9 protein-coding genes and 1 pseudogene are annotated in these 8791 nt (G+C 73.8%); 2 read left to right on the forward strand and 8 right to left on the reverse strand.

What is annotated here, in order from left to right; genetic code table 11:
• A pseudogene (locus DZG00_RS09120) lies at positions 1-295 on the forward strand (thioredoxin domain-containing protein); the annotation flags it as partial.
• Here DZG00_RS09120 and DZG00_RS09125 read toward each other — a convergent pair.
• The 4 genes from DZG00_RS09125 to DZG00_RS09140 form a co-directional block, all read right to left on the reverse strand.
• On the reverse strand, positions 292-693 hold the full coding sequence (locus tag DZG00_RS09125) for an SdpI family protein (protein WP_119383263.1): 402 nt from the start codon (positions 691-693) through the stop codon (positions 292-294). The pseudogene DZG00_RS09120 and the gene DZG00_RS09125 sit on opposite strands and share 4 nt — an antisense overlap.
• A gap of 37 nt (positions 694-730) precedes the next feature.
• Positions 731-2098 (reverse strand): L-serine ammonia-lyase, encoded by a 1368-nt coding sequence (locus DZG00_RS09130; RefSeq protein ID WP_119455553.1) that lies wholly within the window; start codon positions 2096-2098, stop codon positions 731-733.
• Between the two features lie 9 nt (positions 2099-2107).
• On the reverse strand, positions 2108-2755 hold the full coding sequence (locus DZG00_RS09135) for a hypothetical protein (protein WP_233550109.1): 648 nt from the start codon (positions 2753-2755) through the stop codon (positions 2108-2110).
• 122 nt (positions 2756-2877) lie between these two features.
• Entirely contained in the window at positions 2878-3138 is a 261-nt protein-coding gene (locus DZG00_RS09140) for a GlsB/YeaQ/YmgE family stress response membrane protein (RefSeq protein ID WP_012039092.1), read from the reverse strand.
• Positions 3139-3323: 185 nt separating this feature from the next.
• Here DZG00_RS09140 and DZG00_RS09145 point away from each other — a divergent pair, with 185 nt between their 5' ends.
• Complete coding sequence (locus DZG00_RS09145) at positions 3324-3833, forward strand: DUF427 domain-containing protein (protein WP_119382884.1); 510 nt, start codon at positions 3324-3326, stop codon at positions 3831-3833.
• Between the two features lie 12 nt (positions 3834-3845).
• Here DZG00_RS09145 and DZG00_RS09150 read toward each other — a convergent pair whose 3' ends face one another.
• The 4 genes from DZG00_RS09150 to DZG00_RS09165 form a co-directional block, all read right to left on the reverse strand.
• Positions 3846-4364: a CoA-binding protein gene (locus DZG00_RS09150; RefSeq protein ID WP_233549161.1), complete on the reverse strand. Its 519-nt coding sequence runs from the start codon at positions 4362-4364 to the stop codon at positions 3846-3848.
• A 236-nt stretch (positions 4365-4600) separates the two neighbouring features.
• On the reverse strand, positions 4601-5896 hold the full coding sequence (locus tag DZG00_RS09155) for an O-acetylhomoserine aminocarboxypropyltransferase/cysteine synthase family protein (protein WP_119382885.1): 1296 nt from the start codon (positions 5894-5896) through the stop codon (positions 4601-4603).
• 113 nt (positions 5897-6009) lie between these two features.
• Entirely contained in the window at positions 6010-7014 is a 1005-nt protein-coding gene (locus DZG00_RS09160; protein ID WP_119455554.1) for a YeiH family protein, read from the reverse strand.
• Positions 7014-8705 carry a dolichyl-phosphate-mannose--protein mannosyltransferase gene (locus tag DZG00_RS09165; protein ID WP_233549178.1) on the reverse strand — a complete coding sequence of 564 codons (1692 nt, stop codon included), beginning with the start codon at positions 8703-8705 and terminating at the stop codon, positions 7014-7016. Before DZG00_RS09165 ends, DZG00_RS09160 begins: the two co-directional genes overlap by 1 nt.
• Between the last annotated feature and the right edge of the window lie 86 nt (positions 8706-8791).

Raw genomic sequence — 8791 nt, forward strand, 5'->3', positions numbered from 1 at the left:
CGCGATCCAGCAGGCGGCGCGGCAGCTCGTCGTGGTGCTGCCGGACGACGCCGACGCGACGGCCGATCCGCTCGCCGCGGTCGCGCGCGGCCGCATCCGGCCACCGGACGTGGCGCTCGTCGTCACGGAGCGGGCCGCGCGCGCGTGGGCCGACGCGGGCTTCGAGCTGCTCGCGGACCGGACCGCCGGATCCGCCGCCACCGCGTACCTGTGCGCCGACTTCGTCTGCCGCCTCCCCGTGAGGACGCCCGCGGCGCTGCGCGAGCAGCTGGCGGCGGGGCGCTCGGTCGGTTAGTCGCGGCGGAGGGGGCGGCGGGCGGCGGAGTGCCGGTCCGCGTCCTCCCGCTCCGCCTCCTGGCGCCGGGCGACCCGCTTGGCCGCCTGCCCCGCGCGGAACGTGCTCCAGAGGATCCCGCCGACGAGCAGGAGCGCGCCCCAGCTCGCGACGCTGTTCATGCCGGCACCCGCCGCGATCCCGCCGATGACGCCGCCGATCGCGACGGGCAGGCACGTGCTGCGGAGCGCGGGGAGGGCTGCCAGGTGCCCGGCGCGCCAGGCCTCGTCGCTCGCCATGAGGGGGCGCGTGCGGATCCCGATCCAGCCGTTGCGCCGGAGGACGCCCCACGCGGCGAGCTGCGTGGTGCCCAGGATCAGCAGCGCCGCGACGGCGAGCAGCAGCGCGGGGACACCCATGCGCCCAGCCTGACACGACGGCGGGAGCCGCGCGCGCTCAGCACTCGATGACGTTGACCGCGAGCCCGCCCGTGGACGTCTCCTTGTACTTGGTGGACATGTCGAGGCCCGTCTGCCGCATCGTCTCGATCACGGTGTCGAGCGAGACGAGGTGCGTCCCGTCGCCGTGCAGCGCCATCCGGGCCGCGTTCACGGCGGTGGAGGCGGCGATCGCGTTCCGCTCGATGCACGGGATCTGCACGAGCCCACCCACGGGATCGCACGTGAGGCCCAGGTGGTGCTCCATCGCGATCTCGGCCGCGTTCTCGACCTGCCGCGGTGATCCGCCGAGCACCGCGCACAGGGCGCCGGCCGCCATCGCGCACGCCGTGCCGACCTCGCCCTGGCAGCCGGCCTCCGCGCCCGAGATGGACGCGTTGGCCTTCACGAGCGAGCCGATCGCGGTGGCCGTGAGCAGGAAGTCGCGGATCCCGTCGCGGTCCGCGCCCGGCACGAAGCGCAGGTAGTAGGAGCCGACCGCGGGGATGATCCCGGCCGCGCCGTTGGTCGGCGCCGTGACCACGCGGCCGCCTGACGCGTTCTCCTCGTTCACCGCGAGCGCGAACGCGTGCAGCCACTCGTGCGAGGTGTCGCGCGCGCCCTCGGCGTCGATGGTCGCGAGCTGCGACGCGACCCGCGCGGCCCGGCGTCGCACGTTGAGCCCGCCCGGCAGCGTGCCCTGGCCGCCGAGGCCCGCGGTGACGCACGCGGCCATGGCGTCCCAGATCGCGTCGAGGCCGGCGACGGCGCGTCGGGATCCGTGGATCGACTCCTCGGTGTCGCGCGCGACGTCGGCGATGGAGCGCCCGGTCGACTCCGCGAGTGCGATGAGCTCGTCAGCGTTGGAGAAGGAGTGCGGCAGGCCCGTGGGCAGCACGGCGGACGGCGCCTGGTCCTCGCGCAGCACGAAGCCGCCGCCGACGGAGAACCACGTGCTCTCGAGCACGGTGCCGCCTTCGGCGTCGAGGGCGGCGAGGTGCATCGCGTTGGGATGCCGGGGGAGGCGCGTGAACGGCTCGAAGGTGAGGTCGCGTCCCACCATGCGCACCGGGTGGATCCCCGCGAGCGGCACGTCGACCCCCTCGCCGAGCCCGGACCAGCGGCCGCGCACCTCGTCCGGATCGCACGTCTCGGGCGCCAGCCCCGCGAGCCCCGCGACGACCGCGTCCGGGGTCCCGTGCCCGAGGCCGGTGGCGCCGAGCGACCCGTACAGCCGCACGGTGACGCGCGTGATCTCCGTGAGCCGGGGCGACGCCGCGCACTCCTCGGCGAAGAGCAGCGCCGCGCGCATGGGGCCGACGGTGTGCGAGCTCGACGGCCCGATCCCGATGGAGAAGAGGTCGAGTGCCGAGACGTACGCTGTCATCCCGTCAGACTATGCCGCCGTCTCCGCGCGGTCGGCCGCGGGAGCCCCCGGGCGCGCGAGGCCGCGGCGCGCGGGTCCGCGGGAGGCGAGCGCCAGCCAGGTCCAGCCGACGGCGAGGCCGAGCATGGTGATCACGCCGCGCGGGAAGAAGATGTGGCTGTCCACGAACGAGACGGCCGCGACGACGGCGATCGCCGCTCCCGGCAGCGCGCGGAGGCCCGCGTGCCGGATCACGAGCGCGCTCGCGAGCACGGTCACGGCGACGTACGCCCACACGCCCGTGACGACGATCCCGTCCGCGAGCGCGTACATGGTCGTCACGCCCTGGCCGCCCTCCATCTTCAGGGCGCCGGCCGCGATGCCCGCGAGGATGTCGAGGGCCTGGTAGCAGACGGCGTACGCGAAGCCGAGGACGACCGCGAGGATCCCGAGGCGGCGGTCGTGGCGGCGCGTGAGGAGGATCGGCGCGATCGCGAGCAGCGGGAACACGGGGAGCAGGGCGATGTGCATGTCGCGCCAGTGCATCGCGGTGTCGTCGGTCAGCTGGTCGGGGTGCGAGAGGCCGGCGGCGGCCAGGGCCAGCGGCGGCAGCGCGACCGCGACGAGGACGGCGGCGGTGCGGGAGCGGGATCGGGCGGGGGCTGCGGCGTCGGGCATGCGGTCATCGTAGGCACGCGCCGCGCCGCGACCCGCCCGGCTCAGGGAGCCGACATGCAGGGAGCCCCCGCCGCCGGACCACGTGGGTCGGGCGACGGGGGCTCCGGATGCAGCAGGAAGGACTAGGCCTTCTTGCGGCCGACGATCGCGCCGTAGACCAGCAGGACGATGATCGCGCCGACGATGGCGAGCGCGAGCGAGCCGAGGTCGAAGCTGTCGACGCCCTTGTTGAACAGGGCGCTGCCGATGAAGCCGCCCAGGAAGGCGCCGACGACACCCAGGATCAGCGTGACGATGATTCCGCCACCCTGCTTGCCCGGGAGGATCAGCTTGGCGAGCGCTCCGGCGATCAGACCCAGAACCAGAAAACCGATGATGCCCATGTGCGTTACTCCTCGAAGATTTCGTGCTGTGTGACACCCGAATGCGGGTGGACGTGCCCTAGTCAAGCACCCTGAGGACCATTCGTGCAAAAACGTTTAGTGGATACGCCTTTACGGGATGGGGGCTCCCGGCCCCGGATCCCGCCGGATCCGCGGCGCACAGGAGCCCGCGGTACCGTCGGCGCATGCGCATCCCACCCGCCCGTCGTCCCCGCGAGATCCCCGGCGAAGGGCAGGAGTCGGTGTGGGACTACCCGCGTCCGCCGCGGGTGGATCCGAGCGCCGAGCGGGTCGTGATCGAGCTCGGCGGCCGCGTCGTCGCCGACAGCCGATCCGCGGTGCGCGTGCTCGAGACGAGCCACCCGCCCGTCTACTACCTGCCCTCCGCCGACTTCGCCGCGGGCGTGCTCTCGTCGGCCGCCGGGCGCTCGTGGTGCGAGTACAAGGGGGAGGCCACCTACCTCTCGCTGACGGCCGGCGGCGTCACGGCCGACCGCGCGGCCTGGTGGTACCCGTCGCCCACGCGCGGCTTCGAGGTGCTGGCCGACAAGATCGCCGTGTACCCGTCGCGCGTGGACCGGATCACGGTCGACGGCATCCAGGTCGAGGCGCAGGAGGGCGACTTCTACGGCGGCTGGATCACGCCGCGCGTGGTCGGCCCGTTCAAGGGCGCGCCGGGCACGCTCGGCTGGTGATCCGGGCAGCGGCTAGGCGGTCGCCTTCCGCGAGCTGATCACGCCGGTGTCGAAGCCGAGCAGGTGCAGCCCGCCGTGGAAGCGCGCGTGCTCGACCTTGATGCAGCGGTCCATGACGACCGTGAGCCCGCGGGCCTCGGCGTCCTCGGCGGCCTCCTGGTTCCAGATGCCGAGCTGCACCCAGATGGCGGGCGCGCCGATCGCGACGACGTCGTCCACCACGGACGGGATGTCGCTCGCCTTGCGGAACACGTCGACGATGTCGGGCACCTCGGGCAGCGACGCGAGGTCCGGGTACGCCTTCTGCCCCAGGATCTCGGTGGCGTTCGGGTTCACGAAGTACACGCGGTAGTCGCTCGACTGCTGCAGGTACGTGCCGACGAAGTAGCTGGACCGGGCCGGGTTCGGCGAGGCGCCGACGATGGCGACGCTCTTCGCGCGGCGCAGGATCGCCTGGCGCTCCTTCGCGCTCGGGCCGGTCCACGTGCGCTCGCTGCGCAGGAGCGCGGCGAGCGGGCTGGAGCGGGGGATCGCGCAGGTGAGGCCGTTCTGCAGCTGCGTGGTCTGGGTGCCGTGGGCGTCAGGATCCGACACGGGCTCGACGGGCGCGGCGGCATCGGTGTCGGCGGCCTGCGCCTCCGCGGCGTCGCCCGCCTGGCGGTCTGCGGCCTCCTCTCCCGGATCCAGCGGGTCGAGGTCGGCGGCGTCCGCAGCCGGGTGGGGCGTGGATCCGGTCTGCTCGGGCGGCACACCGCCGGTGTCGAAGCTCACTTCGCTCCCTCCAGGGCGGCGGTCAGCGCCTGGTCCAGGTCGTGGATGATGTCGGCGACGTCCTCGATGCCGACGCTGATGCGGACGATGCCGGGCAGCACGCCCGCGTCGACCAGCTGCGACTCGCTCAGCTGCGCGTGGGTCGTGGAGGCCGGGTGGATGATCAGCGTCTTCGCGTCGCCGATGTTGGCGAGGTGGCTCGCGAGCTCCACCGACTCGATGAAGCGCTGGCCCACCTCGCGGCCGCCCGCGACCTCGAAGGTGAACACGGATCCGGGGCCCGTCGGCAGGTACTTGCGCGCCCGCTCGTGGTGCGGGTGCGCGGGGAGGCCGGCCCAGTTGACGGCGGTGATGCGCGGATCCGCATCGAGCCACTCGGCGACGGCCCGCGCGTTGTCGATGTGCGCCTGCATCCGGTACGGGAGCGTCTCGACGCCCTGCGCGAGGAGGAACGCGGAGTGCGGCGCGAGCGCGGGGCCGATGTCGCGGAGCTGCTCGGCGCGGAGGCGCGTGAGGAACGCGTACTCGCCGAAGTTCCCGGTCCAGTTGAGGCCGCCGTAGCTCGGCACGGGCTGGTCGAGGAGCGGGAACCGCGCGCTCTCCCAGTCGAAGAGGCCGGACTCGACGACCACGCCGCCGAGCGTGGTGCCGTGCCCGCCGAGGAACTTGGTGGCCGAGTGGATGACGATGTCGGCGCCCCACTCGATGGGCCGGTTGAGGTACGGGGTCGCGATGGTGGAGTCGATGACGAGCGGGACGCCCGCGGCGTGCGCCACGGCGGCGAGCCCCTCGATGTCGGCGATCTCGCCCGACGGGTTGGCGACGGTCTCCGCGAAGACGAGCTTGGTGCGGTCGGTGATGGCGGCGGCGTAGTCGGCCGGGTCGCTCGACTGCACGAACGTGGTCTCGACGCCGAAGCGGCGGAGGGTCACGTCGAGCTGGGTGATGGATCCGCCGTAGAGGTTCGCGGAGGCGACGATGTGGTCGCCGGCGCCCGCGAGCGAGGCGAAGGTGATGTACTGCGCGCTCAGCCCGCTGGAGGTCGCGACCGCGCCGAGGCCGCCCTCGAGGCTCGCGACGCGCTCCTCGAACGCCGCGACCGTGGGGTTCGACAGGCGCGAGTAGACGTTGCCGTACTTCTGCAGCGCGAAGCGCGCGGCGGCGTCGGCGGTGTCGTCGAAGACGAACGCGCTCGACTGGTAGATGGGGAGGGCGCGCGCACCCGTGGTGGCGTCGGGGATGTTGCCCGCGTGGATCGCCCTCGTCTTGAACCCGTACTCGCGATCGACCATGACCCGACGCTAGCCCGCGCTCCCGACGGTTCCCCGGCCGGGGCGTAATGCGGCGACATGCGGGCGGGCCGAGCGGGCCGGCGGACGGCGGACGGCGGCCCGCGGACGGTGGATCAGCTCAGGCGCACGGCCGCCAGCGCGAGGGCGGCGATGAGCGCCCAGGAGAGGAGGCCGGCGGCGAGCGCGGATCCGCCCTGGCCGACGAGCTCGCGGAGGCGCACCGCGGATCCGAGCGCCACGAGCGCGACCGCCAGCAGCGCCGTCTGCGCGACCTGCGCGGCGTCGAGCACGCCCTCGGGCAGCGGCACGAAGGTGCGGATCAGCACGGCGGCCAGGAAGCCGAGCACGAACAGCGGCACGATCGGCGGACGCGCGGCGCCCTCGACCCGGCCGTCGCGGCGGCGCATCACGACGCCGGCCACGGCGACCACGGGCGCGAGCAGCAGCACGCGCGTGAGCTTCACGGCGATCGCGATGGTGAGGGCCGCGGATCCGGCGATCTGGGCTGTCGCGACGACCTGCCCCACGTCGTGCACGCCCGCGCCGACCCAGTGGCCGAAGGCGACGTCGTCGAGGCCGAGCGGGCCGGCGAGCGGCGGCAGCACGGCGATCGCGAGGGTGCCGCAGAGGGTGACGAGCGCGACGGGCGCGCCCTGGTCGGCGGGCTTCGCGCGCGTGACGCCGGCCATGGCGCCGATCGCGCTCGCCCCGCAGATCGAGAACCCGGTGGCGAGGAGGAGCGGCTGCTGGCCGGGCATGCGGAGCGCCCGGGCGATGGCGTACGTGCCGGCGAACGCGAGCACGACGACCGCGACCACGAGCAGCACGGCACGCCAGCCGAGCCCGACGATGTCGGAGAGGCCGAGCTGCAGGCCGAGGAGCACGACGCCGATGCGCATCAGCCGCTTCGACGCGAGCGTGAGGCCGGGCTTCAGCGGGCCGGTGAGCGCGGGCCGGGCGGCGGGGATCTGGGCGGCGACGATGCCGAGGGCGACGGCGACGGTGAGCAGCGGGATCGCCGGGACGAGCGCGTGCACGGCCCACGCGACGAGCGCCGCTGCGGCGGCGGCGCCCAGGCCGGGGAGCGCGGGGTGGAGGCGGGTCGCGGTGGCGGGCATCAGATCCAGCCCGAGGGGATCCACGCGTGCAGCCGCCAGAACCAGGTGGGCACGAGCTGGCCGACCCAGAGCGGGTAGAAGAACGCGCTCACGAGGGCGCACACCACGAGGATCGCGCCGACGATCACGATGCCGCGCGTGCGCCTCGGCCGGGGATCGCGGCGGTCGCCGAGGATCAGCCCGAGCACCATCGCGAGGCTGAGGATGAGGTACGGCTCGAAGGCGATCGAGTAGAACTGGAACACCGTGCGGTTCACGTAGAGCAGCCACGGCAGGTACCCGGCCACCATCCCCATCAGCACGAGGCCCACGCGCCACTCGCGGCGGGCGGCGAGCCGGTAGACGAGGTAGAGCATCGCCGCGACCGAGAGCCACCAGATGATCGGGTTCGCGATCGACGTGACGGACGCCGAGCACGCGTCGATCGTGCAGCCCGCCTCCCCGTAGCCGTAGCCCTCGTAGTAGAACTGCGTCGGGCGGTAGAGGAGCAGCCAGAGGCGCGGATCCGCGCGGTACGGGTGCGTGACGTCGAGCCCCACGTTGAACGCGTACTGCTGCGCGAGGTAGTGCCACAGGCTCTGGATCGGCAGCGGCACCCACGCCAGAGAGCCCTGCCACGCGTTCGCGCCCTCCGCCGCCCAGTTCCGGAAGTAGCCGTTCGAGGTCGCGAACCAGCCCGCGTAGGAGGCGAGGAACGCGGCGACGGCGGACGGGACCAGCAGGAGGAACGAGACGGGACCCTGCACCGCTGCGCCCGCCGTGAACCACGCGGCGAGCCCGTGGCGGCGGCGCAGCAGCATGTCGGTGAGGACCACGTAGAGGCCGAAGCCGGCGACGAAGAAGATTCCGGACCACTTGACCGAGCTGGTCGCGCCGAACGCGAGCCCTGCGGCGATCAGCCAGGGGCGCCACAGCACGACCGGGCCGAACTCGATCGGGCGCGCGCTCTCGGGTCGGGCGTCGCGGCGGAGGGCGAGGAGCCGCTCGAACCGGCGCTCGTGCCATGTGCGGTCGAGGAGGATCGCGCCGAAGCCCAGCAGCCCGAAGAACATGACGTGCGTGTCGAGCAGCGCGGTGCGGCTCATGACGATGGCGTGGCCGTCGATCGCGAAGAGGAAGCCGGCGATCGCCGCGACGACCGCGGAGCCGGTGAGGCGGCGGGCGACGAGCATGATGAGCACGACCGCGAGCGTGCCGACGACGGCCGTCGCGATGCGCCAGCCGACCGGATCCGCCGCACCGAAGACAGCGAGGCCGAGCGCGATGATCCACTTGCCGAGCGGCGGGTGCGCCACGAACGCGGGCGCCTGCAGGTAGCCGTCGGTCTGGCCCGCGATGAAGTCGGGGTTCGGATCGTCCGGCCACGAGCCCTCGTAGCCGAGGTGGAGGAGGGTCCAGGCGTCCTTCACGTAGAACGTCTCGTCGAACACGAGCGTCGCCGGGTGGCCGAGGCTCTGGATCCGGAGCAGCGCGGCCAGCAGCGTGATGGCGATCGGCCCGCCCCAGTGCCAGGCGCGGCGGCGGGCGGGGGTGGAGACGAGGCGCGCCCAGAGGTCGTCGAGGCGGGATCCGCGGGCCGTGACCGCGCGTTCGTGCGCGCGCTGCGAGACGCGGGTGGGCGCGGTCCCGGGATCCGGCGCCACGATGGGGCCGCCCTCGTCGACGCCGTGCTCGGCGGGGCGATGGGGCATGTCGGGCACGGCTCATCATCGCATGCACGTGCGCGGGCGCCCGGGGCGCGGACGCTCCGCGGCGCAGGCGGGGCCAGCCCGGTGCG

This window comes from Clavibacter lycopersici (genome assembly GCF_003576405.1).
Lineage (GTDB): Bacteria > Actinomycetota > Actinomycetes > Actinomycetales > Microbacteriaceae > Clavibacter > Clavibacter lycopersici.

What these genes read in the sequence shown, in the direction of transcription:
- DZG00_RS09125 (WP_119383263.1), bottom strand. Translation starts at nt 693, where the DNA reads ATGGGTGTCCCCGCGCTGCTGCTCGCCGTCGCGGCGCTGCTGATCCTG.
- DZG00_RS09130 (WP_119455553.1), bottom strand. Translation starts at nt 2,098, where the DNA reads ATGACAGCGTACGTCTCGGCACTCGACCTCTTCTCCATCGGGATCGGG.
- DZG00_RS09135 (WP_233550109.1), bottom strand. Translation starts at nt 2,755, where the DNA reads ATGCCCGACGCCGCAGCCCCCGCCCGATCCCGCTCCCGCACCGCCGCC.
- DZG00_RS09140 (WP_012039092.1), bottom strand. Translation starts at nt 3,138, where the DNA reads ATGGGCATCATCGGTTTTCTGGTTCTGGGTCTGATCGCCGGAGCGCTC.
- DZG00_RS09145 (WP_119382884.1), top strand. Translation starts at nt 3,324, where the DNA reads ATGCGCATCCCACCCGCCCGTCGTCCCCGCGAGATCCCCGGCGAAGGG.
- DZG00_RS09155 (WP_119382885.1), bottom strand. Translation starts at nt 5,896, where the DNA reads ATGGTCGATCGCGAGTACGGGTTCAAGACGAGGGCGATCCACGCGGGC.
- DZG00_RS09160 (WP_119455554.1), bottom strand. Translation starts at nt 7,014, where the DNA reads ATGCCCGCCACCGCGACCCGCCTCCACCCCGCGCTCCCCGGCCTGGGC.
- DZG00_RS09165 (WP_233549178.1), bottom strand. Translation starts at nt 8,705, where the DNA reads ATGCCCCATCGCCCCGCCGAGCACGGCGTCGACGAGGGCGGCCCCATC.